Source organism: Micromonospora coriariae (assembly GCF_900091455.1).
Classification (GTDB): domain Bacteria; phylum Actinomycetota; class Actinomycetes; order Mycobacteriales; family Micromonosporaceae; genus Micromonospora; species Micromonospora coriariae.
Genome location: NZ_LT607412.1, coordinates 5,889,256 through 5,911,748 on the forward strand (window position 1 = coordinate 5,889,256; position 22,493 = coordinate 5,911,748).

General features: G+C 73.2%; 23 protein-coding genes. 6 read left to right on the forward strand and 17 right to left on the reverse strand.

Going from position 1 to position 22,493, the window contains the following annotated elements; genetic code table 11:
• Window positions 1-16: 16 nt before the first annotated feature.
• Complete coding sequence (locus tag GA0070607_RS27245; RefSeq protein ID WP_089020740.1) at window positions 17-1,345, reverse strand: Gfo/Idh/MocA family protein; 1,329 nt, start codon at window positions 1,343-1,345, stop codon at window positions 17-19.
• Window positions 1,346-1,583: 238 nt separating this feature from the next.
• On the opposite strand from GA0070607_RS27245, the gene GA0070607_RS27250 reads away from it, so the two are divergent.
• From GA0070607_RS27250 to GA0070607_RS27275, 6 genes are all read left to right on the forward strand, one after another.
• The gene (locus GA0070607_RS27250; RefSeq protein ID WP_089022136.1) at window positions 1,584-2,714 is read left to right on the forward strand and encodes a LacI family DNA-binding transcriptional regulator; all 1,131 of its coding nucleotides are present in this window, start codon (window positions 1,584-1,586) and stop codon (window positions 2,712-2,714) included.
• Between the two features lie 19 nt (window positions 2,715-2,733).
• A complete protein-coding gene (locus tag GA0070607_RS27255; protein ID WP_089020741.1) occupies window positions 2,734-4,083 on the forward strand; it encodes an ABC transporter substrate-binding protein in 1,350 nt (449 codons plus the stop codon).
• A gap of 31 nt (window positions 4,084-4,114) precedes the next feature.
• Window positions 4,115-5,098 (forward strand): carbohydrate ABC transporter permease, encoded by a 984-nt coding sequence (locus GA0070607_RS27260; protein ID WP_089020742.1) that lies wholly within the window; start codon window positions 4,115-4,117, stop codon window positions 5,096-5,098.
• Window positions 5,099-5,235: 137 nt separating this feature from the next.
• Window positions 5,236-5,997: a carbohydrate ABC transporter permease gene (locus GA0070607_RS27265; RefSeq protein WP_231931212.1), complete on the forward strand. Its 762-nt coding sequence runs from the start codon at window positions 5,236-5,238 to the stop codon at window positions 5,995-5,997.
• Window positions 5,981-6,610, forward strand: a complete 630-nt coding sequence (locus GA0070607_RS27270; protein ID WP_089020743.1) for a hypothetical protein — start codon at window positions 5,981-5,983, stop codon at window positions 6,608-6,610. The genes GA0070607_RS27265 and GA0070607_RS27270 overlap by 17 nt, the downstream gene beginning before the upstream one ends.
• Window positions 6,607-7,494, forward strand: a complete 888-nt coding sequence (locus tag GA0070607_RS27275; RefSeq protein ID WP_089020744.1) for a DUF6807 domain-containing protein — start codon at window positions 6,607-6,609, stop codon at window positions 7,492-7,494. The genes GA0070607_RS27270 and GA0070607_RS27275 overlap by 4 nt, the downstream gene beginning before the upstream one ends.
• Window positions 7,495-7,545: 51 nt before the next feature.
• Here the strand turns inward: GA0070607_RS27275 and GA0070607_RS27280 are convergent, their stop codons facing one another.
• The 16 genes from GA0070607_RS27280 to GA0070607_RS27355 all read right to left on the reverse strand — a co-directional run bounded on the left by GA0070607_RS27280 (window position 7,546) and on the right by GA0070607_RS27355 (window position 22,382).
• Window positions 7,546-8,322 (reverse strand): hypothetical protein, encoded by a 777-nt coding sequence (locus GA0070607_RS27280; RefSeq protein ID WP_089020745.1) that lies wholly within the window; start codon window positions 8,320-8,322, stop codon window positions 7,546-7,548.
• A 20-nt stretch (window positions 8,323-8,342) separates the two neighbouring features.
• Window positions 8,343-8,804, reverse strand: coding sequence for a hypothetical protein (locus GA0070607_RS27285; RefSeq protein ID WP_089020746.1), 462 nt, complete (start codon window positions 8,802-8,804; stop codon window positions 8,343-8,345).
• The gene (locus GA0070607_RS27290) at window positions 8,801-9,730 is read right to left on the reverse strand and encodes a carbohydrate-binding protein (RefSeq protein ID WP_089020747.1); all 930 of its coding nucleotides are present in this window, start codon (window positions 9,728-9,730) and stop codon (window positions 8,801-8,803) included. Before GA0070607_RS27290 ends, GA0070607_RS27285 begins: the two co-directional genes overlap by 4 nt.
• Window positions 9,727-10,242: a phage tail protein gene (locus tag GA0070607_RS27295; RefSeq protein ID WP_089020748.1), complete on the reverse strand. Its 516-nt coding sequence runs from the start codon at window positions 10,240-10,242 to the stop codon at window positions 9,727-9,729. Before GA0070607_RS27295 ends, GA0070607_RS27290 begins: the two co-directional genes overlap by 4 nt.
• On the reverse strand, window positions 10,223-12,934 hold the full coding sequence (locus GA0070607_RS27300) for a putative baseplate assembly protein (RefSeq protein WP_089020749.1): 2,712 nt from the start codon (window positions 12,932-12,934) through the stop codon (window positions 10,223-10,225). Before GA0070607_RS27300 ends, GA0070607_RS27295 begins: the two co-directional genes overlap by 20 nt.
• Window positions 12,931-13,368 carry a GPW/gp25 family protein gene (locus tag GA0070607_RS27305; RefSeq protein ID WP_089020750.1) on the reverse strand — a complete coding sequence of 146 codons (438 nt, stop codon included), beginning with the start codon at window positions 13,366-13,368 and terminating at the stop codon, window positions 12,931-12,933. Before GA0070607_RS27305 ends, GA0070607_RS27300 begins: the two co-directional genes overlap by 4 nt.
• Entirely contained in the window at window positions 13,365-13,703 is a 339-nt protein-coding gene (locus tag GA0070607_RS27310) for a hypothetical protein (protein ID WP_089020751.1), read from the reverse strand. Before GA0070607_RS27310 ends, GA0070607_RS27305 begins: the two co-directional genes overlap by 4 nt.
• Window positions 13,703-15,298 carry a contractile injection system protein, VgrG/Pvc8 family gene (locus GA0070607_RS27315; protein ID WP_089020752.1) on the reverse strand — a complete coding sequence of 532 codons (1,596 nt, stop codon included), beginning with the start codon at window positions 15,296-15,298 and terminating at the stop codon, window positions 13,703-13,705. Before GA0070607_RS27315 ends, GA0070607_RS27310 begins: the two co-directional genes overlap by 1 nt.
• Window positions 15,295-16,242 (reverse strand): CIS tube protein, encoded by a 948-nt coding sequence (locus GA0070607_RS27320; protein ID WP_089020753.1) that lies wholly within the window; start codon window positions 16,240-16,242, stop codon window positions 15,295-15,297. The genes GA0070607_RS27315 and GA0070607_RS27320 overlap by 4 nt, the downstream gene beginning before the upstream one ends.
• Complete coding sequence (locus tag GA0070607_RS27325) at window positions 16,242-16,565, reverse strand: hypothetical protein (RefSeq protein ID WP_089020754.1); 324 nt, start codon at window positions 16,563-16,565, stop codon at window positions 16,242-16,244. Before GA0070607_RS27325 ends, GA0070607_RS27320 begins: the two co-directional genes overlap by 1 nt.
• A gap of 1,336 nt (window positions 16,566-17,901) precedes the next feature.
• On the reverse strand, window positions 17,902-18,384 hold the full coding sequence (locus GA0070607_RS27330) for a phage tail protein (protein WP_089020755.1): 483 nt from the start codon (window positions 18,382-18,384) through the stop codon (window positions 17,902-17,904).
• Window positions 18,385-18,388: 4 nt separating this feature from the next.
• Window positions 18,389-19,651 (reverse strand): phage tail sheath family protein, encoded by a 1,263-nt coding sequence (locus GA0070607_RS27335; protein WP_089020756.1) that lies wholly within the window; start codon window positions 19,649-19,651, stop codon window positions 18,389-18,391.
• Window positions 19,652-19,674: 23 nt separating this feature from the next.
• Window positions 19,675-20,373: a carboxypeptidase-like regulatory domain-containing protein gene (locus GA0070607_RS27340; RefSeq protein WP_089020757.1), complete on the reverse strand. Its 699-nt coding sequence runs from the start codon at window positions 20,371-20,373 to the stop codon at window positions 19,675-19,677.
• Window positions 20,370-20,978: a glycine zipper family protein gene (locus GA0070607_RS27345; RefSeq protein WP_089020758.1), complete on the reverse strand. Its 609-nt coding sequence runs from the start codon at window positions 20,976-20,978 to the stop codon at window positions 20,370-20,372. Before GA0070607_RS27345 ends, GA0070607_RS27340 begins: the two co-directional genes overlap by 4 nt.
• 11 nt (window positions 20,979-20,989) lie before the next feature.
• A complete protein-coding gene (locus GA0070607_RS27350) occupies window positions 20,990-21,334 on the reverse strand; it encodes a hypothetical protein (RefSeq protein WP_089020759.1) in 345 nt (114 codons plus the stop codon).
• A 145-nt stretch (window positions 21,335-21,479) separates the two neighbouring features.
• Complete coding sequence (locus GA0070607_RS27355) at window positions 21,480-22,382, reverse strand: LppM family (lipo)protein (RefSeq protein WP_231930417.1); 903 nt, start codon at window positions 22,380-22,382, stop codon at window positions 21,480-21,482.
• Window positions 22,383-22,493 lie beyond the last annotated feature (111 nt).

The window sequence follows — 22,493 nt, forward strand, 5'->3', positions numbered from 1 at the left end:
GCTCCTCGTCGGTGGGTCAGCGGGGGGTGAGCAGGTCGGCGACCCGGACCGGTTGACCGGTCTCGAAGGACCGGTTGGCGGCCAGGCCGGTGAGCAGGGCCAGGGCGCCGTCGTCGGCGGTCGCGGCGCGGTCCAGTGGGTCCGGGTGGCCACCGAAGAGCACGCCTGTCATCCGGGCGTCCGCGCCGCCGTGTCCGTGCCGGGTGCGGCCCTCGACGGGGATGTGCCGGGGCGGCGCCCAGAACGGGCGCAGGGTGAGCGTCGCGCCGCCGCCCTCGGCCGGCGCTTCGGCACCGTGCAGCGCGGCGCCCTTGACCGCGCCGGCGGTGCCCCGGTCGACGAAGTCGTTCTCGGTCACCTCCAGCTCCAGCCGACCCCGGCTGCCGTTGACCATCACCCGGTAGCCCTCCCAGGGGGCGTACGCGGTGAGGTGGTAGGTCATCGTCGCGCCGGTGGAGTAGCGGGCGAGCACCGCCATGTCGTCCTCGATGCTCATGCCGGGGGCGAACACGTTGCGGTCGCGCTGGTAGCCGTCCTCGGCCTCGGCGTCGAGGTACAGCTCGCGCAGTCGAGGGTGCGCGTCCAGCCGCAGCGCGAAGGGGTCGTCCGCGGCGGCGGGGGAGCCGTACGCCCGGTCGTAGTCGCGGGCGTAGCCGTGCCGGCGGCCGGTGTCGCCGTAGAAGAAGAGGCGCCCGGCCGAGTACACCTCGACCGGAATGGCGTCCAGCCACCAGTTGACCAGGTCGAAGTGATGGCTGGCCTTGTGCACCATCAGCCCGCCGGAGACGGCCTTGTCCCGGTGCCAGCGGCGGAAGTAGTCGGCCCCGTGCCGCACGTCGAGCAGCCACTCGAAGTGGACCGAGCCGATCTCGCCGACCGCGCCCTCGGCGAGCAGTCGGCGTACCTGCTCGTGCAGCGGGTTGTAGCGGTAGTTGAAGGCGACCGTCACCCGGCCGCCGGTCTCCGCCACGGCGTCCAGGATCCGCCGGCAGCGCGGCGCGTCCACGGTCATCGGCTTCTCGGTGACGACCTCGCGCCCGGCGCGCAGCGCGGCCACCACGTACTCGTCATGGGTGACGTCCACGCTGGTGACCAGGACGACGTCAACCCGCTCCTTGTCCAGCATGGCCGGAAAGTCGCCGGCCGGGTACGTCGGCACCGGGCGGTGGCCCAGCTCGGTGAGCCAGCGGTTGTGCGCGTCCATCCGGGCCTGGTTGACGTCGGCGAAGGCGACCAGCTCGGTGGTGTCGGCGTGGTCGAGCACCAGGGCCCGGACGAACATCTCCGCCCGCGCTCCGGTGCCCACGACGGCGTACCGGACCCGGCCGTCGGCTGTGGGTGACATGCGGTCGCCTCCCGGGTGGTCCTGCAAAGGTTTGCAGTGAAGTAATCACGCTCGATCCGATCGCGTCAACGAGGGCGGAACAATCGGCGGTAAATGTCAGTGTTTGCCGGCCTGGAAGTCGCCATCGGGAGTCCTGGCGCAACAGAACCGTAATCGTTCGCCGTTGACACTGGAGCAACCGTTTGCATTAATTGGCCCCACCCACGTGACCGCCGCCACATCGGACGAAGGGGCCGCCGTGCCAGTCACCATCCGGGACGTCGCCCGCGCCTCCGGGGTGCATATCTCCACCGTGTCGCGCACCTTCTCCGCTCCGCACCTGGTCAACCCGGAGACCCGGGTCCGGGTGCTGGCCTGCGCGGAGGACCTGGGCTACCGGCCGAACCGCGCCGCACGGGCCCTGATCACCGGGCGGACGCACAACATCGGGCTGATCATCGCGGACATCGCGAACCCCTTCTTCCCGCCGCTGATCAAGGCGGCGGAGAGTCAGGCCCGGCACCGCGACTACCACGTCTTCGTGGCCGACACCAATGAGGACCCGACCGCCGAGGAGGAGTTGGTCCACGCTCTGGCCAAGCAGGTGGACGGGGTGCTGCTGTGCAGCCCACGGATGAGCAACAGCCTGATCGAGCAGCTCAGCCGCGAGGTGCCGCTGGTGGTGGTGAACCGCCAGGTCACCGGGCTGCCCTGTGTGCTGATGGATGTCGGGCAGGGTGCCCGGGCCGCGATCGAGCACCTGATCGGCCTGGGCCACACCCGCATCGCGCTGCTCGGCGGCCCACGCAGCTCGTGGACCAACCGGGAGATGCGCCGGGCCGCCACCACGGCCGCGCGGGCCGGCGGCGCCGAGCTGACGGTGCTCGGCCCGAACGCGCCCACCGAGACCGGTGGGTCCGCGGTCGCCGAGCAGGTGCGGCGCAGCGGCGTGTCCGGCGTGCTCGCCTACAACGACCTGATGGCGATCGGCCTCATCGAGGGGCTGGACGCGCTCGGGGTCCGGGTGCCGCAGGAGGTGAGCGTCGTCGGGGTCGACGACATCGCCCTGAGCCGGCTCACCCGCCCCAAACTGACGACGGTGGCCACACCCACCGCGGCCGCCGGCCGGACGGCCGTCGACATGCTGCTGCAACAGGACACCGAGTCACCGCGCGGTGCGCGGGGGCCCGGTGCCGGCACGGCGCTCGGCGTCCGTCGTACCACCGCACAGGTAATGCTCCAGACCGACCTGGTCATCCGCGACTCGACCGGCCCGGGCCCGCGGGCCCGACCGGCACGTCCCCTGGCCGCGCCGCTGGGCCCGGACCCGCATTGCCCTGCGGGCCCGGGCACCCCGACCACGGCCACCGGTGACGCCGTCGCCTCCTAATGCCGAGGAGTGAGCGCACATGCACCCCGCAACGCCCCCCACCGCCAGCGCGCCCGTCGGGCGCACCCACCGTACTCCGCTGCCCCGGCGGCGGCTGTTGCGCGGCCTGCTCGCCGCGACGGTCGCCGCGCCACTGCTGTTCGGCGCCGTGGCCTGCGGCGGAGACGACGGCACTGCCGCCGATCCAAACGCCCCGGTCAAGCTCTCCATCTTCTGGTGGGGCGGTGACGCCCGGGCCAAGCTGACCGAGGACGCCCTGGCCCTTTACACCAAGAAGCACCCGAACGTGACTTTCGAGAAGACCTGGCAGGCCAACCAGGGCTACTTCGACAAGCTGGCGACGCTCACCGCCGGCGGAAACCCGCCCGACCTGTTCCAGATCGACGACAACTACCTGGCCGAGTACGCGGCCCGCAACACCACGCTCGACCTGACGTCCTACCAGAAGTCCGGGAAGCTGGACACGTCGAAGTTCCCCGAGAGCCTCTGGCAGTACGGCGTCGTCGACGGCAAGCTCGCCGGCCTGGCCTCCGGGGAGAACACCCAGGGCCTCGTCTACAACAAGACGCTGCTGACCAGGCACGGCCTGCCCGAACCCACCACCGGAATGACCTGGGAGCAGCACATCGCCTGGGCCGAGCAGGTCACCGCCAAGACCAAGGTGCCCGGCACCCAGGACCCGAGCGCCGACTACAAGGCGTTCTGGGTCTGGCTGCGCCAGCAGGGCAAGGACCTGTACAAGGGCAAGGAGTTGGGCTTCACCGCCGAGGACGTGACCAAGTGGTTCGAGCTGTGGAAGGGCGCCCGGGACCGCAGGGCGACGCCGACCGCCGACGTGATCCACGAGGGCAACTCCAGCGACATCACCAAGCAGCTGGTGGTGACCGGCAAGTCGGCGACCTCCTGGGTCTGGGCCAACCAGATGCCCGACCTGAAGAAGAACACCAAGGACGAGCTGGGCGTGATCGCCTACCCCGGTGACCCGAGCGCGCAGTGGGCCCGGGCCTCGATGTACTGGTCGGTGTTCAAGGGCAGCAAGAACAAGGACGTCGCGGTCGACGTGATCAACTTCCTGAACAACGACCAGGAGGCGGTCAAGCTGCTCGGCACCGACCGGGGCCTGCCGTCCAACCAGGACCTGCGCCGGGTGGTCAGCGACGACACCACCGACCCGGCGATGAAGCAGTCCATCGCGGTCGAGGCCGAGCTGACCCAGAAGTTCGGCAAGGCCCCGCAGGTGCCGATCAAGGGGCACAGCAAGGTCCGCTCGGAGCTGATCAAGGCCGCCGAGAACGCCCAGTACGGCCGGGCCACCCCCGCCGCGGCCGCCGCCCAGTTCATCGAGGCGTGCAAGGCCGCCATCGCCTGACCGCCGCACCAGGCGAGGAGAGGAGCTGTTCGTGGCGTTGACCACGGCGCCCGACCCGACCCGACCTGATCCCGGCTCCGTCCGGGCCCGCGCCGACCGGCGCGGGCCCGGACGCGCCCGGCACAGCGAAGGTCTGGCGGGGTACGTCTTCCTGTCGCCGTGGCTCATCGGCCTGATGGGTGTCACGGCGATCCCGATGCTGCTGTCGCTCTACCTGAGCTTCACCAACTACGACATCCTCACCCCCTTCTCCGAGGTGCAGTGGGTGGGGCTGGCCAACTACGAGCGGATGTTCACCGCCGACCCGTCGTACTGGCACGCGGTGCGGGTCACCCTCACCTTCGCGCTGATCGCCGTACCGCTGAAACTGGCCGCGGCGCTCGGCGTGGCGCTGCTGCTCAACCGCGCGTGGCGGGGGGTCGGGCTGTTCCGCGGGCTGTTCTACCTGCCGTCGCTGCTCGGCGGCAGCGTCGCGCTGGCCATCGTCTGGGTCAACATGTTCAACCGCGACGGCGCGTTCAACTCGCTGCTCAGCCTCTTCGGCATCCAGGGCAAGCCCTGGGTCAACGACCCGGACTGGGCACTGGAGACGCTGATGGTGCTGGCCATCTGGCAGTTCGGCGCGCCGATGGTGATCTTCCTGGCCGGGCTCAAGCAGGTGCCCACCGAGCTGTACGAGGCCGCGTCGGTCGACGGCGCCGGCCGGTTCCGCCAGTTCCGCAACGTCACCCTGCCGATGCTCTCCCCGGTGATCTTCTTCAACCTGGTGCTGGAGACGATCAACGGCTTCCAGGGCTTCACCGCCGCGTTCGTGCTCAGCAACGGCACCGGCGGCCCGGTCGACTCCACCCTGATGTACACGCTGAACCTCTACATCACCGGCTTCACCGACCTCGAGATGGGCTACGCCTCGGCGATGGCCTGGGTGTTCCTGCTCGCCATCGCGGTGATCACCGCGATCTTCTTCAGCACCGGGCGGTTCTGGGTGCACTACTCCGACGGGGAGGACCGGTGACAGCGACGGTGACCCCGACGGCCGGCGTACCGACCGGGCCGGCGCCGATCGCGCGCCGCCGCACCGGCTGGCGGTCGCTGCTGCGGCTGCTGATCCTGGTGGCGATCGTCGCCGTGGTGCTCTACCCGTTGATCTGGATGGTGGGCACCTCGGTGAAGTCCCAGGAGGAGATCGTCAACAACGTCGGACTGCTGCCGGAGCGGTTCACCCCGGGCAACTACACCGCCGGGTGGACCAACTTCGACGTCAGCTTCGGCCGGTTCTTCCTCAACAGCGCGATGGTCAGCCTGCTCACCGTCGTCGGCAACGGGATCTCCTGCCTGCTGGCCGCGTACGCCTTCGCCCGGCTGCGGTTCCGGCTGCGCGGCATGTGGTTCGCCGTCATGATCGGCACGCTGCTGCTGCCCCAACACGTGCTGATCGTGCCGCAGTACATCCTGTTCCGAACGCTGGGGCTGGTCGGCGGCGAGTGGCCGTACCTGCCGCTGCTGATCCCGCAGTTCCTGGCCACCGAGGCGTTCTTCGTCTTCCTGATGGTGCAGTTCATGCGGGGCGTCCCGCGCGAGCTGGACGAGGCGGCGCGGATCGACGGCGCCGGCCCGTACGGCATCTTCCGGCACATCATCCTGCCGCTGAGCCGTCCCGCGCTGGTCACCACCGCGATCTTCTCGTTCATCTGGACCTGGAACGACTTCTTCCGGCAGTTGGTCTTCCTGTCCCAACTGGAGGACTACACCGTGCCGGTCGCGTTGACCCTGTTCATCGACTCGACCAGCCAGAGCGCGGTCGGACCGATGTTCGCCATGTCGGTGCTGTCGCTGCTGCCGGTCTTTCTGTTCTTCGTCGCGTTCCAGCGGATGCTCGTCGAGGGGATCAACACCAGTGGCATCAAGGGCTGAGCGGGCGGACACCGCCGGGCGGCGGGACTGGCGCGACGTCCTCCGGGACGCCACCGACCTGGCGCTGCTCGGCATCCTGCTGGTGCTGGCGGCGGCACCTCTGCTGACCGCCGCCGCGGCGACGGGCACGGCCAGTGCGGCGGTGCGCGACTGGACCCGTACCGGCACGTGGCCGACGGCGCGGACGACCCTGCGCCGATTCGGCCGGTCGGTGCTGCCCGGTGTGCCGGTCAGCCTGCTCGCGCTCGCCGTGGCCGGGCTGCTCGCCGCCGACCTGGCGGCGCTGGCCACCGGCCGGGTGCCGGGCGGCCCGCCGGCGCTGCTGGTGACCGCGCTGGTCGCGGCCGGCCTGGCCGGGTACGCCGGGCTGGTCGTCGTCGAGGCGGGCGGCAACGGGGGCGGGCGGTGGCGGGCCGCGGCCCGTTCCGCCGCCCGCGCCTGCCTCGACGCGCCCATCCGCTGGGCCGCGCTCACCGGGGTGACCGCGCTGGCCGGGCTGCTCGCCGTCCTGATCACTCCGGTCGCGGTGCCGATCCTCGCCGGCTACACCGTGGCCGCCCTGCACGCCGTCGCCGGCCGTCGGCCGGTTCCCGCCCATCCGGAGCTGCCGTGAGCGGCGGGCAGGATCCCGCACGGCTGGTGGTCGACGGGACGGAGGTGGCCCGGTACGTGGTCGACCCGGTGCTGGACGCGCGGCACGGGCCCCGGCCGTACCTGCACCCGGTGCGTACCCTCGGCGGCACTGTCGTCACCGACGCGCTGCCCGCCGACCACGTGTGGCACCTCGGCGCCTCCCTCGCGGTGCAGGACGTCGACGGCAGCAACCTGTGGGGTGGGCGCACCTACGTGCGCGACGTCGGCTACACCTGGCGCGACGACCACGGGCGGATCGCGCACACCGGCTGGTCGGAGCGGGCCGCCGACCGGCTGGCACACCGGCTTGAGTGGCGCGACCCGCAGGGGGCGGTGCTGCTCACCGAGCGCCGCCGGCTCACCGCCGTCCCGCTGACCGGGGACGGTCCGAGCGGCGCCGTGTCGGCCTGGCGGCTGGAACTGGACTACACCCTGCGCGCCCCGGCCGGGCGGGACGTGCGGCTGGGCAGCCCGGCCACCAACGGCCGCCCCGACGGGGCCGGCTACGGCGGGTTCTTCTGGCGTGCGATCTCGGCCGGGCCCGCGTCGGTGTTCAGTGCCTCGGCGACGGGGGAGACGGCGGTCAACGGGTCCGCCGAGCCGTGGGTCGCGCTGCGCGGCATCGGGCCGGACGGCCGGGCGTACACCCTGGTCTTCGCTGGTCTCGGCGACGGCGACAGGTGGTTCACGCGGACCGCTATGTATCCGGGTGTGGGGGTGGCGTTCGCGTTCGAACGTCCGGTCACCATCGCGGCCGGCACCGAGCGGCGCGGCCGACACCGCGTGGTGATCGCCGACGGGGCCCTGAACCACGTCACCACCGCGACCCTGGCCGCCGCGGCCCTCGCCGCCTCCGCGCGTTGACCATGAGGTTGTTGCCACGACACGCCGGGTGGAGTGGCGACAACTTCATGATCACCGGGACGCGGGGTCACCGGCCCCTGTGGGCAGCGCGGCGGTCACCCGGACGGCCTTGACGATCGCCGGGATCGACCCGATCAGCAGCACCAGCCCCCAGATGATGGCGACCACCGCGAAGACCAGCGCCGCCACGTCGTCGACGATGCTGACCAGGATCACCGGCACCAGGTTGTGCAGGAACTCCAGCACGACCGTGCACAGCAGGGTGGTGAGGATCAGCAGGACGAGGCCCTTGTTCTGCAGGAAGCGCGGCTGGGCCAGCACCAGCAGCCCGGCCCAGACGAGCTTGAGCAGCAGCACCAACCCCAACAGCACCGCCGCCTCGCCGACCGGAAAGAACCCCCACAGCGCCAGGTAGGCCAGCGTGCCGAACGGGGCGGCCAGGAACAGCGACACCATGATCATCAGTTCCACGAACGCGATGATCAGCGCGATCAGCCCGACGATGATCAGGATGATCGAGAAGATCAGGCTGGCGACACCCTGCACCCGGCCCTGAATCCGTTCGGGCAGCAGCATTCCCAGGCAGAACAGCCCGGTGCTCCAGACCGCCACCGCGTCGATCAACGCCAGGTAGCCGGTGCCCCGGCCGGACGGTTCGCTGACCCCGGACACGTCGTCGAGCTCGACGTCCAGCGCGCCGGCGCTGTCCGACAGCGCCGCGCTGGCGTCGGCGCCCCCGAGCAGCAGCCCGGCGCCCAGCTCCACCCCGATCGCCAGGACGATCGCGAGCATCGCCAGCAGCAGGAACGGCTTGCGCAGCTCACCCACGTCGGCACCTTCCTCTCGGGTCAGGACGCGGCCACGGTGACCGTGCAGCCACCCAGACCGGGGCAGATCACGGCCACCTCGGTGGCCTCGTCGACGGCGACCTTCGCCACCGCGCCGGTGCCGTCCGACGCCGGCTCGACCTCGTCGCGGATGGTGAGGTCCGCGTCGCCGGGCGCCGGGGCGACGACAGTGAACGGCCGCGCGCTGCGCAGTACCAGGGTGCGCAGCCCGCCCGGATCGGCGACCCGCACCAGACAGCTGCCGGAGAAGACCAGCCGGCCGGTCTGCTCGGCGCAGTCGGCGCTGACCGTGGCCGGGTCCACCGCGGAACGCTCGCCGCCCAGCGCACCCAGCCGGTCGACCAGCCCGTGCCGGGCCCCCGGATCACCCCGCTCGTCGCGGCCGGTGCCGACCGCGCCCGCGAACAGCGCCACCAGCAGGACGGCGAGCAGCCCCAGCAGGGCCTTCTGCCGCCCGCTCATCGTGCGGCGGCCGGCGGCGCGACCTCGCTGAAGCGGATCTCGTCGACGCCCGCGAAGTAGCGGTTGGTGCCCTGTGTCTTGCCCACCACGACCAGGGTGACCCGGTGCGGTCCCTTGGTCAGCCGGACCGTGCCGACGTCCAGGAACTCCGTCTTCCGCACCGTCGGCGTGAAGCCGAGGAACGCCCCGCCGATCTGGGTGCCGTCGATGGCGAAGACGGTGTTGGCGTAGTCGAACGAGGTGGTGCGTGCCGCCGCGAAGCGCCAGGTGGCCTCCGCCGGAATCTGCACAGTCACGGTGACCTGGTCACCGATGGCCAGCCCCTGGAAGAACAGCTGCTTGTCGCCCGACCAGGTCACGCCGCAGCAGTTCGGTTGCGCCACCACGACCGCCCCGCTCGTCCGCGGCGACTCCACCACCGCCGCGTCCACCAGGCTCTCCGCCTCGACGGTGACCACCCGCGGCTCGCCGGGGGCCGGCTCACCGCCGCGGGTCAGCAGCACCACCCCCACGGTCACCACCACCAGCACCAGCGCCGCCGCGGCGGCGATCCACGGCCAGGGCGTCCGCTTCGGCGGGGCGACCGCCCGCACCTCGTAGGTGACCCGGCCGCTGGAGCGGGAACTTTCCTCCGGCGCGGTGTTCGCCGAGTACGCGAACCCGGTCATGTCGTAGCGCCGGGGCGGGGTGCCCGCCGGCACGGCGAGCTTGACCAGGAACGAGACCGAGCCCTGCCCGGGTACCACCCGCTGCGGCTCGGTCACAGTGAACCAGGACCGCTGGGAGCCGTCGCCGGGCGCCACGTCGAACACCACAGTGTCCGGCGCGTTGCCCGGGTTGGAGACGGTGAAGGTCAGCTCGCCGCTGTTGCGCGGGTCGAGGGTGAACTGCTCGGCGGCGGCGACGACCGCCCACTCGGTGGTCATGACGACTCCTCTGCGACGACGATCTCGGCGGTGGTCGAGGCGGGCTTCTCCGCCTCGACGATGCGGGTGATGACGGCGAGCTGGTCGGCGGCGGCCGCCGGCACCCGCACCACGACGTGAAACGGCTGCTCGGCTGGCTCGTCGATCGCGAAACCGCGCAGCCCGGTGGCCAGCTCAAGTGCCCTGCACATCCCGTACGGGGTGCCGCGCCACCGGGCCAGCAGCGCGCCGTTGGCCACCAGGTCCCGCAACCGGCCCACCGGCAGCGGCAGTGGGGCGTCCGGGCGGGGCGAGGCCACCACGTGGTCCATCGCCACCCAACGGGTCAACCGCACCACCAGCCCGTCCGGCGCCCGGTACGGGTCGAACAGGGCGTCCACCTCGGCGAGGATCGCCTCGTCCGGGGCGTGCAGCCCCTCCATCACCTCCAGCAGCGCCCAGAGGACGCTGCCCGGCACGCACGCCCGCTGGTACGCGGCGGGCAGCAGCCGCTCAATCGCCGAGCGTCGCATCCTGCCGCACCACCTCGATGTCGTGCTCGCCGGAGCAGAGCAGCCAGGTGTCCGGGACGGTCACCACGTCGGCGGTGGCCTGGTTGGCGCTGGCGGTCCAGTCCACCGCACTGGCACTGCGGTACACGCCGCGCTCGCCGCCGGCCAGGATCAGCCGTTCCGCCGGCTGGCTGCCGGCGCCGGTCGCTCCGCTGCCGGCGGCATGGCCGCTCACCGCGATGGCGTCCACCGGCACGAACCGGGTCCGGTCGCGCAGTGGCAAGCCGCAGTTGACCGACACGGACTGCCACTGCGGCTGGGCGGCCAGCGTGTCCAGCCGCAGCACGCCGCCGCTCTGCGTGGCCGCCACCGCCAGTGAGCCGGCGAACGCGAGGTCCCGGCAGGTGCCGCCGATCCAACCGCCCTGCACCGACTGCCACTGCACGTCGGACTCGAACAGCCGGGTGCGGTGGCAGCCCTGGCCCGGCTTCTTCGGGTCCGGTTCGCCGGCGCCGCTCCACAGCAGCGTGGCCGGGCCGTCGTACTGCACCGCCAGCACCCGGTTGTCCACGTTGGAGAGACCGACGTGGGCGAAGCTGCCCGGCCGGCCGCCGGCCGTCGACAGGTACACCCCGAAACCGGCCTGTGCGGCCACCGCCACGCCCGGTGCGCCCCGCTCGGAGACGAACGAGCGCACCGCGTAGAACCCCCGGTCCGCGTCGGACGGGTCGACGAGGATCTGCAACGGCACCGCGCCGGGCAGCAGGGACACCTCGTACAGGCCGGTGTCGGTGGCCACCAGCAGCGCGCCCGCGCCGTCGCGATCCAGCCAGGCCACGTCGGAGATCCGCGAGTCCAGGTCGGTCAGCAGTGACCACGTCTCGCCGAGGTCGGTGCTCAGGTGCACCCGGGAGCCGCCGGAGGCGCGCAGCGTCACCACGGCCACCGAGCCGGGACGCGGCACGATCCCCGGCCGCGCCGGCGCCGGGGCGGGCGCCACCCGCAGCACGGTCTCGCCGTCGAAGCGGCCGGTCGGCTCCCAACCCGCACCCGCGTTGCTGGAACGGAACAGCACAGGGCCCCGCCCGGCGTACCAGGTGCGCGGCTGGTACTGGTCGACGGCGAGGGCGCGTACCTCGGCGTCGGGCGCCTCGTCGACCACGAACCGCACCGACTCGACGTACCGCACGCCCGGCTCGGCGTGCTCCAGCAGCCGGTACACGTTGGACGCCCGCAGCGGCTCGCCGAACGGCCAGCCGGTCGGGTTGAGCGCGGTGGGCAGCGGGCTCAGCGTCTGGTGCAGCCGGTCGTGGATCCGCCGGCGGACCGCGTCGACGTCCTCCTCCCGCCGGACCACCACCCGGGCCCGCACCGAGACCGCCTTGAACCGTGCCCAGGTCGCCCGGGACCGGATACCGACCATCCGCCGCTGTTCCAGGTCCGCCTCCACCCGGCGCCGCGCCTCGGGCACCTCGTGCTCGCGCAGCACCGCCACCGGCAGCCGGCCACCCGGCCGGGCCTCCGCCGGCACGTACGGCACCAGCACCACCTCGACCTCACCCGGCCGGGCGAAGCTGTACACCGCGGCGCGGGTGAACGCCCGGGCCCGGGCCACCGCGCCGGAGCTGGTGGCCAGCACCTCGAAGTCGCGGGCGGTGACCGCGCGCTGCTGGGCGAAGAATTCGTACGGGCCGCGCAGCAGCACCGACTCCAGCGCCTCCATCTCCCGGCCGCCAGCAGCCGGCGCGGGGTTGTCGACGCGGACCCCGGGCAGCGGGTCGCGCAGGCTGGTCAGCGTCCCGGCGGCCACGTTGCCGGTCGGCCCGCCGCCGGCCCGGTACCAGAGCCGGATCTGCCGCCCGGCCGGCGGGACCGCCGCCACGGTCGCCGGTGATCCCGCCGGGCCACCTGGTGCGGCCGGCAGGTCGGCGGTAACGGTCGGGTCGGTCGGCGCCGGCTCGCCGGGATTCGCCGGGTGGGCCGGTCCGACCGGGGGCCGCAGGTCGAGGGCGGGGGCGAAGGTGACAGCCCCCGAGCAGCGGTCCACCAGGTACACCTTGGCCTGCGGTCCGACCCCGGCGAAGCTGTCCACCGGCCGCCAGATCTCGAACGTGCGGCCGTCGTGCTCGCGCGCCGCCGCGCCCAGCTCCACGGTGCCGGCCGGCACCTCCACCCCGAGCAGCAGGTCCAACGGCTCGGCGGTGTGCGCGAGCGGGGCCCGGGCCGCCCGCAGTACCTGGCCCGGCTGACCGGTGCCGGTGCCGAGCAGCTCCGCCTCGACCGGCTCGCAGTGGTGCATCCGCACGGTCACCGAGGTCTCCCCGGCGGCCAGCAGCGCCGGCTCGGTGGTGACGAACACGACCGGCCGGGGATCGGCGCCGCGAGCCGCCGCGACCCGCAGGCCGGCCGGGATCCGCACCGCGCCCCGTTCCGCGCCGCCGCGGGTGAACCGGACGTCCGCCCAGGCCGCGGTGGGCGCGTGCCGGGCCACCCCGAGCAGGTTCAGGAAGGAGACGTACGCCTTCTCCGGCAACTGGTTCAGCCGGTAGATCATCACCTCGGTGAGGTGCGCGAACGCCTCCACCAGCGCCATGCCCGGGTCGTGCGCCGACAGGTCGGTCCAGGCCGGACAGGACTGGTGGATCCGCTCGCGGGCCTCGGTGACCAGGTCGAGGAACGCGCGGTCGTCCAGGTGCGGCACGGGCAGCGTCATGACTGTCCTCCTCCCGGTGCCGGTTCGTCGATCGGGAGCAGGTCCACGGAGAAGACCAGCTGCCCTGGGGTCAGGCTGGCGCGCACCCGGTAGTCCAGCCGGATCACCAGCCGCCACGCGTCGTCCGGGTCCGGGCCGGCGTCCACGTCGATCACCTCGACCCGCGGCTCCCAACGGGCGATCGCCTGACGCACGTAGTGGATGGCCAGCCCGGCGGTGGTGTCGTCGTTGGGCGCGAAGATCAGCCGGTGCAGCCGCGAGCCGTACCCGGGCCGCATCAGCCGCTCGCCCGGCGTGGTCGACAACAGCAGGAACAGCGCCTGGCGTACGGTCTCGTCGCCCTCGGTCATGGCCAGGCCGCCGGCCGCGGTGAGCGCCAGGCCGCCGTTGCGCCCCGCGTCGAAGCCGGCGCCGACGAAGCGGAAGGCCCTCACCGGTCCGCCCCCAGGAACCGCTGGCGCGGGTCGCGCACGGTGTGATGGACCGCGTTGGGCGGCGTCCCGTTGGTGAACCCCTCCAGGTGGGACAGCACCACCCGCTGCCCGTCGACCCGCAGCCAGTCGCTGTAGCCGACGCGCAGGCTCTCGGTCGTCGTGCACGGCTTGATGGTCGGGCCGTAGTTCGGGCAGGCGACGATCTTCCGTCCCTCCGGGTCGTCGTCCACCAGCACCGGCACGCCGGTGACGGTCACCCACCGCTGCGAGGGCCGGTTCTCGACCCGGCCGTCGTGGTCGCAGGTGATCACCGAGTCGCGGTGGATCCAGCGCATCAGCCGCCTCCTTCGTGGTGTGCGCGGGCGAGCGCACGGGCCCGCTCCGCCGCGGTGGTCGGGTCCTCGGTCGACTCGGCGTGCAGGAAGTCCACGCTGCGGGCCCGGACCACCATGGCCCGGCCGGGCGCGGAGATCACCAGGTCGGTCGCCGCGTGCAGGGTCGCCAAATCGGGGGTGAGCTCCAGCCAGCTGCCGCCCTCGGTGGCCAGCCGCAGGCTGCGTCGCACGTCGTCGACGACGATCGACTGCCCGCCAGCGGTCCGCAGCGTCCAGCGCCGGGCCCGACCGTCGTCGATGCCCGCGTCGTACGGCTCGACGGCCCCGAACAACGAGCCGAGCACGATGCCCGAGGCCGGCTCGCCGCCGGGCAGCACCACCAGCACGGTGTCGTCGGGGTCGGGGAGCGCGACGAGGCCCTTGCCCCGCCCGGCTCCGGGACAGAGCACGCCGAGCCACCCGGCGTCCAGGTCCCCGTACGCGGGCAGGGTCAACCGGACCCGGCCCAGCCCGTCCGGGTCGGCGACGTCGGTGACCGTCCCGAGCGTGACCACCGCCCCGGCGGTCGACGCGGTGGACGGCGCGGCCGGTGGCACTGTGGAGAACCGGGTCAGGTGCCCCTCGCCGTCCACGGTGTGCACCACCTCGGTCAGCACGTACGCCCCGGCGACCGGGTCGGGCACGCCGGTCAGGTCGATCCGCCGGCCGGGCCGCAGCGCCGGGTCGCCCTCGGCCACCCCCTCGGCGGTGACCAGCGCGGCGGCGCGGGTGTCCAGCCGCGCCTGGGCCAACGCGGCCAGCTCGTCGTCGCTGCGGCCGGGCTGGTCGACAGCGGTGCGTACCCCGTCCGCGCCCACGTCGGCCGGGTCCGGCCGGTCACCGGCCGGCCGGCCGCAGCGCGCCTCGTCGGCCTGCTGGCTGATCGGTTCGGCCCGCTGGGGATGCCAGCCCAGCGCCGCGCTGGCGCCGCTGGCCCGGTCCAGGTTGGTGCTCAGCCGCAGGGTGTGCACGCCCGCGCCGAGGGCCAACGCGACCGGTTCCCCGTACCCGGCGAGGGTGATCAGCCGGACCTCGTCGCCGTCGGCGGCCAGGTGCAGCCCGGCCCGGCCGGTCACCTCGCGCAGCAGCTCCAGATCGCTGTGCCGGTGCTGGAGCAGCCGCTCCAGCCGTGGCCCGTCGGTCTCCGCCGTCACCGTGAGCCCGACCCCGCCGCACAGCTCCCGGGCCAGCTCGGCGGCGGTCACCGAGGTGAACACCCGCAGATCCTGTCGCTTGCGCAGCCGGTGCAGCGCGTCGTACGCCCGCAGGCGCAGCACCGCCGCGCCGTCGGCGGCGTACTCGACCTCCACGCAGGTGACCTCCCCGGTGAACAGCGCGTCGGGGTGATCGGCGAGCCGCACGTCGAGTGCCGTGCCGGGGCGCACCGCGGGGTCGAACGCGCCGCTCCCGGCGGTGGTGGCGAGCACCAGCTCGGCCTGGGTGGGCTGGTCGAGCCGGGCGGCCACCCGCAGCGAGCGGACCCGCTGGCGGGCCGCGCCGGCCAGCTCGGCGCCGTCGAGCAGGACGGTCAGCGCCCGGGGCGCGACGCTGGTCACGGCGCACCGCCCGGCCCGGTGCCGCCGGGGGTGGTGCTGCCGGGGGTGGTGCTGGGCGGGCTGCTGCCGGTCGGCGCTGGGGCGGGCGTCGTTCCGGTCGACGCGGCCCGGGCCGCGGGCGCGGTGACGACCGAGGCGCCCACGAACGACGCGCCGGCACCCACAGCGCCGGCCACCGCTCGGGCCATCCCGGCCACCGCCCCGGCCAGCGTCGACCCGCCGGCCGGAGCGCCGCCGGCCGGCGGGACGGCCAGGGTGGTCCCCGCCGGCACGGCCAGCGGATCGGTGATCCGGTTGTGCTCGGCCAGCAACCGCCAGCGCAGCGGCGAGCCGAGCGCGTCGTTGGCCAGCAGATCGAAGCGGACCCCGGAGCGGCCGGGCTCGGCGGCGCCGTCACCGGCGGCGACCACCGCGCTGCCCGGGGCGGCGGTCGGGGTGCTCACCGCGGCCAGTTCCTCGGCGAAGCCGGCCTCCGCCTGGTCGGCCGTCTCGGCGGCCCGGACCAGCTTCAGCCGCAGCCAGGAGCGTCGCGGCGATCCGGTGCCGGTGAACGCGTCGAACCGTTCGGCCACGGCGATGATCACGCCGGGCACGTTCCAGGTCTTGCCCCAGACCAGCCGGACCAGCGGGGGGCGCAGCCACCCGTGCTCGGCGGTGGAGTTCTCCGCGAGCATCCACAACGGCCGGGTGAGCGCCCGTACGTCACCCGGACGGACCTGCGCCTCCACGAAGTCGACGTCGAAGAGCAGGTCGAGCACCAGCTCGGTCCGGCCGCCGCCGGTGAACACCAGCGGGTCGTCGGCCAGACCGGCCCCGGTGAGCTGCCCACCGGCGGCCGCCCGATGGCGTACCCCGGCGAGCCGGGTCACCTGCACGGTCTCCGGGTTGAGCAGGCAGTCCACCCGTTCGCCCGAGGAGTCGATGAGGAAGGCGACGCGCTCCATCAGTCGCCCGCCTGTTCCCGCTCCAGCCGGCTCAGATCAGCCGCGTCCAGCGCAGCCCCGGGCGCCGTCCACAGCAGACGGTCGTCCGGCAGGGCCGGCCACAGATCGCCGGTCACCGCCGACCAACCACCGCCGACCGGACCGCGCCCCGAACCGTCCGTCCACACCCCACCGCTGACCACGTCCGCCCCGCCGGTGGACGCCGCCCCGCCTGAGCGGTGCCCAGGCCACACCGGGTCGTCCGGCAGGGCCGGCCAGGGGCTGTTGCCGGCCGCGCGGACCACGTCGGGCGGGCCACCATCCGCCGCGAGCCCCGCACCCACCGGGCCGGTCCGCCCGGCTCGCCCGTCGGCCTCGCCCAGGTGCTGCCCGCCCGCTACGTCGCCGGCCGCCGAGCCCGGCCGCCCCGGTCGGCCACCGCCCGTTCCGAGCCCGTTCCGGCCGGCCCCGAATCGTTTCCGGCCGCCCTTGGCGCCGTCCCTGCCGACCTCGAAACCGTCACCGCCCGTCCCGAGAGGGCTCGCCGAGTGCCTGCTGCCGCCCGCCGCGGCCCGCTCCCTGCCCCGCCCATCGGGCGTGCGCTCGGACTCGACAGCAGATCGCGGTGGGAGAGTGCCGCTGGAGGAGCCGGAATCTTCCACGATCCGGTCCGAACCGCGGGGATCGGACGCCGGGGAGGGGGAGGAGGTCGCTCTGGCGTGCTCAGACCAGCCGGACGAGGGCTGGGTGCCCGGCACCGCGGGACGGATCATCGGCCAGGAGGCCCCGCCGGCTTCCCCCGCCGGTCCGGATGCCGGCGGCCCGTTCCCGCCGATCCCGGCAACGGCGCCGGCAGCGTCCCGTGGCGCGGGTCCACCGGAGCGCGTGCCCGGTCCCGACCCCACAGGCGCACCCGGCACCCCGAGCCCGATCCCCGTGCCGCACACACCAGCGGTGCCGGGAGCACCCGCGACGGCGGAGCCGCCGGTCGCGCCGATCCTGCGACCCCGGCCGGACGAGCCGCCGGTGCCGGACGAACCGCTGGACGAGCCGGCCGTGCCCAGCCCGGCATCGCCGAGCCGGTCAGCTGCCCCTGAGGCGTCCACGACCTCGGTACCCGTCGCCCGCCAACCCTGCGGCCCTGCGAACCGGCCCGTGGCACCGGGCTCGCTGGATCGACCGTCGACTCCGGGCCGCCCGGGCGCGTCTCCCGCGTCGGGCGCTCCCACATCGGGCGCTCCGGACACGTTGGCGTCCGGGCGGCCAGCGCTGCCACGACCACCGAGCTCATCAGCGTCATACCCGCCGGACCCACCCGCACCCGGGAGCCCGGCAGGCCCCCCGAACCCACCCGACGGGTCGGCTGTGGATCGGGAGCGGCCCCCGGTCGCCACATCGCCGGCGCTCGGGACGGCGTCCTCGTGGGCGGGCCGGCCGTGGTGCCCGGCCGCACCACCGCCGGGAGAGCCGGCCGGTGGACCGTCCAGGTCCAGATCCTGCAGCAGACCGGGAGCGTGTGCGGCGACCAGGTCCAACCAGTGCTGCGGTGGCTCCCCGAACCGGCGCGGCGCAGCCGTACGGACGTCCGACGGACGGCTCCCGGTCGCGCCGGCCGGTTCGACGCGCCCGGCGAGGCGTTGCACCGCCCCGGCCGCCGAGCGCAGCCGGCCGGCCAGCCAGCTACGCGGGAGTCGGCGCGGTGGCACCGCCGGTCTCCAACTCCAGGCCCTCGTAGCGCAGGGTCAACGAGGCGATGGCGATCTCGTGGCTGAGGGTGTTGAGGTGCGCCCCGCGCCACCGGGTGGGCCAGGCGTCGATCAGGTTCCAGCGCAGCACCTCGGCGGTCCCGACGGAGTCCAACAGCACCACCGAGACGTTGCGGCGGTTCAGCGTGCCCTGGGCCGTGGCGTGCACCCAGTCCCACAGCTCCCGGGACGCGGTGAGCCCGAAGTGCAGCGTCACCGGCTCGTACTCGGCCTGGCCCGGCACCATCCGCATCCGGCCCAGCCCGTGCTCCCGGTACGGCTGGCCGGGGATGTTCACCTCCAGACCGCTCATCTCCGTGAAGTGGCCGTTGGTGACGCCGTTGATGAGCAACCGGAAGTTGTACGCCCGGTAGGGGTCGACCGGGGCACCCGGTTGCGGGGTGGCTGTGGTGGGCATGTCGTCAGCCTCCGATCGTCTCGGTCTCGGTGCCGCCGGCCCACTGGCTCAGCTTGAACACCACGAATTCGGCGGGCTTGACGACGGCGATGCCGATGTGGGCGATCACCATGCCCGCGTCGCGGACCTCCGCCGGGTTGGTCTCCTCGTCGCACTTGACGAAGAACGCCTCCTCGGGGCTGCGGCCGAGCAGCGCGCCGTCGCGCCACACCCGGGTCAGGAAGGCCCCGATGTCGCGCCGGATCGAACGCCAGAGGGTGAAGTCGTTGGGCTCGAAGACCATCCATCGGGTGCCGTTGGCGATCGCCTGCTCGATGGCGATGCTGAGCCGGCGCACGTTCAGGTAGCGCCACTCGCTGGCCTCGGCGGCGAGCGTACGGGCGCCCCAGACCCGGATGCCCTCACCGGCGAAGTAGCGGATCACGTTGACGCCCTTGGGGTTGAGCACGTCGTGCTCCGGTCGGGTGACCAGGTAGCCCAGGTCGACGGCGCCGCGTACCGGTTCGTTGGCCGGCGCCTTGTGCACGCCGCGCAGCGCGTCGGTGCGGGCCCAGATGCCGGCCAGGTGACCGCTCGGCGGGGTCAGCTCCAGCTCTCCGCTGATCGGGTCGCGTACGCGCAGCCACGGGTAGTAGAAGGCGCCGAACTCCGACTGCCGGGGCCGGTACGCCGCCCCCTCGTGCCCGCCAGAGCCGCCAGGACCGCCGGAGCCGCCGCCGGATCCGGCCGCAGGGCCGCCGCCCGCGCCGTCGGCGGGCTTGGGGGGCTTGCCGGAGGACGGCGTCGCGACGCGGGTCAACGCGGAGATGTCGTCGATGTCGGGCGCCGGGTCGCAGATCGCCACCATGGTGCGGGTGCGCTCGGCCATGCTCAGCAGCGCGTCGTGCGCCACCGGGTCGTGGAATCCCGGTGCGGCGATGATCGAGATTTCGTCGATGGCCTCCAGCAGTTGCAGGCCGCCGCGCCGCTGTCCGGTGCCGCTGATCGCGCCGCCCTCGCCGACGTTGACCACCCAGCAGCGGGCGCCGCCGTTGTCCAGGAAGCCGAAGACCGCCCGGGCCAGCGGGGTGCTCTCGGCCTGCTCCCCGCCGGCGTAGAGCCGCAGGAACTCGGTCCAGTTGTTGACCGGGACCGCCTTGCCCAGTTGGGCGGAGCGGTCCGGGGCGACGCCCACGAAGGCGGCGATGCTGGTGCTCGCCGGTCCGATCGGTCGGGCGCCACTGGGGACCTCCTCGACGTAGATGCCGGGGGAGAAGTAGCTGGGCATCGGTCCTCCTGTGCGGGTGGGCGTCAGCGGGTCGGTGGCGCGCAGACGATGACGATGTCGGGTTCGGCGGGGTCGACCTCGGCGGTGAGCACGAGCCCGCGCCCGGTCAGCCGGAGCCGGACCGGGCCCGGGTGCTCGGGGTCGTGCGGTACGCCGACGATCAGGAATCGGCCGTCGGGATCGGTTCGGGTGACGGACGACGTGCCGGGAAGTTCGACCCGCATCGCCGCCAGTGGTTGCTCCTCGGGGCCGATTACCCGGCCGGTGAGGGTGCGCAGCTCCAGTTGCCGCAGCCGCAGCGGTCGCAGCACCGGCGGCGCGGCCGGGGTCGGGTGATCCACCTGCGCCGGCACGTCGATCAGCAGCCCGGGGCGCGGCGCGGTGCCGAACGCGGTCCAGAGCGGCGCCGCACCGGCCTCCAGCACCACCGGGTAGCGACCGTCACGGGTCGCGGCGGTGAGCACCCGGTCCAACCGGGGCAGCCCGGCCGGACCGGTCACGCAGAGCAGGTAGCGGATCGTGAACCGGTACGGCTCGCGGACCGCGCCGCTGGAGCGGGTCTGCCGCGCCGGGCGCAGCTCCATCGGCCAGAGGGTGAGCCCGGCGGCCTCGCCGTCGGTACGGGGCGGGCCGATCGGGACGGCTTCCCCCGCCGCGCTGGTCAGCCAGGCGGCCAACTCGGCGGTCGCCGTCTCGATCGGTCCGCGCCCGTCGGTGCTCATCGCGGCGGTGTCCCCTGGATCCGGTACGCGATGGCCTCGTTCCACACGTGCGGGTAGACGCCGATCTCGAAGTACCGGGTGAACCGGTTGATCGGCGCGTTGGTGTGGTCGTGGTAGAGCAGCCACACCGGTGCGACGGTGAACAGCACGTAGTTCGCCAGCACCAGCGGGACGTAGAGCGGGCCGAGCAGGCGACCCTGGAAGATGTGCACGTCCTCGTGTCGCTGAATGCCGGAGCTGGAGCCGGCGCAGACGGTGCCGATGGTGGTGGCGTAGCGGGGCGAGACCCCCTCCACCACGCTGACCCGGCCGCTGCCCTGCGAGGTGGGCCGGTCCAGCGAGTGCCCGAAGAGCAGGTGCACGGCCAGGTAGATGGCCCCGACGACAGTGTTCAGCAGGCTCCAGGTGTGGTCGACGACGAAGAGGAAGACGCCGCGGACGTCCGCTGCGTACACCCCGGCGGAGGCCACCGACCAGCCGAAGACCGCGCCGACCAGCAGGCCGACGACGGCGCCGATCAGTAGCCCGATCGGGCCGCCGGCCAGGAGGCCGAGCAGGGCGCCGAAGCCGACCTGGATTGCCGCGCTGATGATTCCGAAGACCATGACGTCACCCCTCAGACCCAGGAGCGGAAGACTCGGGGCTCGCGACCCTGCGCGACCTGGGTCGGCGACGGCTGCGTCGCCTGCCGGTTGCCGGGCGGGAACTGGTTGACGCCGAGCGCGGCGGAGAAGATGACCAGCGCGTTGAAGAACGCGATGATCCACTTCTCGCCGCCGGCGTCGTCGGCGAACGCCGCTGTCACGTAGGACAGCAGGAGCGCGATGCCGATGGCGATCCACTTGCGGAGCTTGTCGCCGCTGGGGCCGATCAGCCCGCCGATGACGTTGGTGGCCAGCAGGGTGGCGGCGCTCGCGCCGGCGAGGCTGCCCAGGGCGGCCCAGGTGAAGAGATCGTTCATGGCGATCCCCCTTTTCTGCGATGGTGCGACCGGGATGTGGTGGTGGTGAGGTCCGGTGCTCCCGGGTGGGAGCACCGGGGCCGGTCGCCGTCGTGGCGGGGCGGCCGGTGCCGGGCGTGGCCGGCAGGGCCGGCCACCGGATGGATCAGCCGGGCCCGGGGGCGCCGGCGGGCGGGCCCGGCGAGGTCGGTCCCGTTGCGGTCGCGCCCGGTGCGGCGGGCGCCGCCGGGCGGCGGCGACGCAGCAGGAGTACGCCCACCGCGGCGAGCAGCAGCAGGAGGAGCAGCCCGCCGACGATCAGCAGCCAGGGGAACCCGCCTCCGTCGGCCGCGGCGACCGGCGAGGCCGACGGGCGGGGCGGCGCCTCGGCGACGGCCCGCAGCTCGGTCGGCTTGTCCTGGTTGGAGTCCACCTTCCAGCTGACCGACCGGCCGTTGACGGTTCCATTGGTGTCGATCACTCGGCCGGGAAATGTCACCGAGATCTCGAACGACATCAACTTGAGGAATGCTTGCTGGTTTTGCGGATTCTGTTCGGCTGCTTTTCTGCCGTATTTCGTCGGATCGAGCGGCAGCGTGAAGCGGTAGAAATCGTTGTCCCGGAACAGTTTCATGCTCTCGCCGTCGAAGGTCGTCAGCGGTGCCTTGCGGTAACTGATCTGGGTGCCGAAGAGATTGCCGTCCTCGTAGCCGGTTTCCTCTCCGGGCGGCAGCGCGGGGATGTTCTGGCGCAACTCCGCGATGGCCGCCGGGATGTTCTTGTTCAAGGCGACCAGCCGGGACCTGTGAGCAGTCAGCAGTAGTTGCCCGTCGACTGTGTCGTCGGTGTTGACGGTGAGCCCCATGTTGAGTTGAGCGGCCCAGAATCGGGTGAACACGGGTCGTTCCAGTCCCGGAAATACTGGTAGGACGATATCGGGCGTTGGCGGTGCGTGCCGGACGAGATCGCTGCGCCCTCGACCGTCCTGAATGCAGCCGCTCAGAACGGCGAGAAGGAGGAGGCACACCGCGACGCGGAGTGCCTTATCGCGGTTGACTCTCCTGGTCATGCGCTCAGTGTGTGTGATCGCTATCACCACGAGCAGTCAGCGATCAGTCACAACGCAGTCGCCGATCTTACCGGTGTGCTGTCATGTTCGGCTGAGGACGACGCCGGCGAA

Excerpts from the sequence above, each read along its gene's own strand:
- GA0070607_RS27340 (WP_089020757.1), bottom strand. The coding sequence starts at position 20,373 with ATGAGCACCGACGGGCGCGGACCGATCGAGACGGCGACCGCCGAGTTG.
- GA0070607_RS27355 (WP_231930417.1), bottom strand. The coding sequence starts at position 22,382 with ATGACCAGGAGAGTCAACCGCGATAAGGCACTCCGCGTCGCGGTGTGC.
- GA0070607_RS27265 (WP_231931212.1), top strand. The coding sequence starts at position 5,236 with ATGGTGGGCACCTCGGTGAAGTCCCAGGAGGAGATCGTCAACAACGTC.
- GA0070607_RS27300 (WP_089020749.1), bottom strand. The coding sequence starts at position 12,934 with ATGACGCTGCCCGTGCCGCACCTGGACGACCGCGCGTTCCTCGACCTG.
- GA0070607_RS27245 (WP_089020740.1), bottom strand. The coding sequence starts at position 1,345 with ATGTCACCCACAGCCGACGGCCGGGTCCGGTACGCCGTCGTGGGCACC.
- GA0070607_RS27295 (WP_089020748.1), bottom strand. The coding sequence starts at position 10,242 with ATGCGACGCTCGGCGATTGAGCGGCTGCTGCCCGCCGCGTACCAGCGG.
- GA0070607_RS27320 (WP_089020753.1), bottom strand. The coding sequence starts at position 16,242 with ATGGAGCGCGTCGCCTTCCTCATCGACTCCTCGGGCGAACGGGTGGAC.
- GA0070607_RS27330 (WP_089020755.1), bottom strand. The coding sequence starts at position 18,384 with ATGCCCACCACAGCCACCCCGCAACCGGGTGCCCCGGTCGACCCCTAC.
- GA0070607_RS27290 (WP_089020747.1), bottom strand. The coding sequence starts at position 9,730 with ATGACCACCGAGTGGGCGGTCGTCGCCGCCGCCGAGCAGTTCACCCTC.
- GA0070607_RS27335 (WP_089020756.1), bottom strand. The coding sequence starts at position 19,651 with ATGCCCAGCTACTTCTCCCCCGGCATCTACGTCGAGGAGGTCCCCAGT.
- GA0070607_RS27345 (WP_089020758.1), bottom strand. The coding sequence starts at position 20,978 with ATGGTCTTCGGAATCATCAGCGCGGCAATCCAGGTCGGCTTCGGCGCC.
- GA0070607_RS27255 (WP_089020741.1), top strand. The coding sequence starts at position 2,734 with ATGCACCCCGCAACGCCCCCCACCGCCAGCGCGCCCGTCGGGCGCACC.
- GA0070607_RS27350 (WP_089020759.1), bottom strand. The coding sequence starts at position 21,334 with ATGAACGATCTCTTCACCTGGGCCGCCCTGGGCAGCCTCGCCGGCGCG.
- GA0070607_RS27285 (WP_089020746.1), bottom strand. The coding sequence starts at position 8,804 with ATGAGCGGGCGGCAGAAGGCCCTGCTGGGGCTGCTCGCCGTCCTGCTG.
- GA0070607_RS27310 (WP_089020751.1), bottom strand. The coding sequence starts at position 13,703 with ATGCGCTGGATCCACCGCGACTCGGTGATCACCTGCGACCACGACGGC.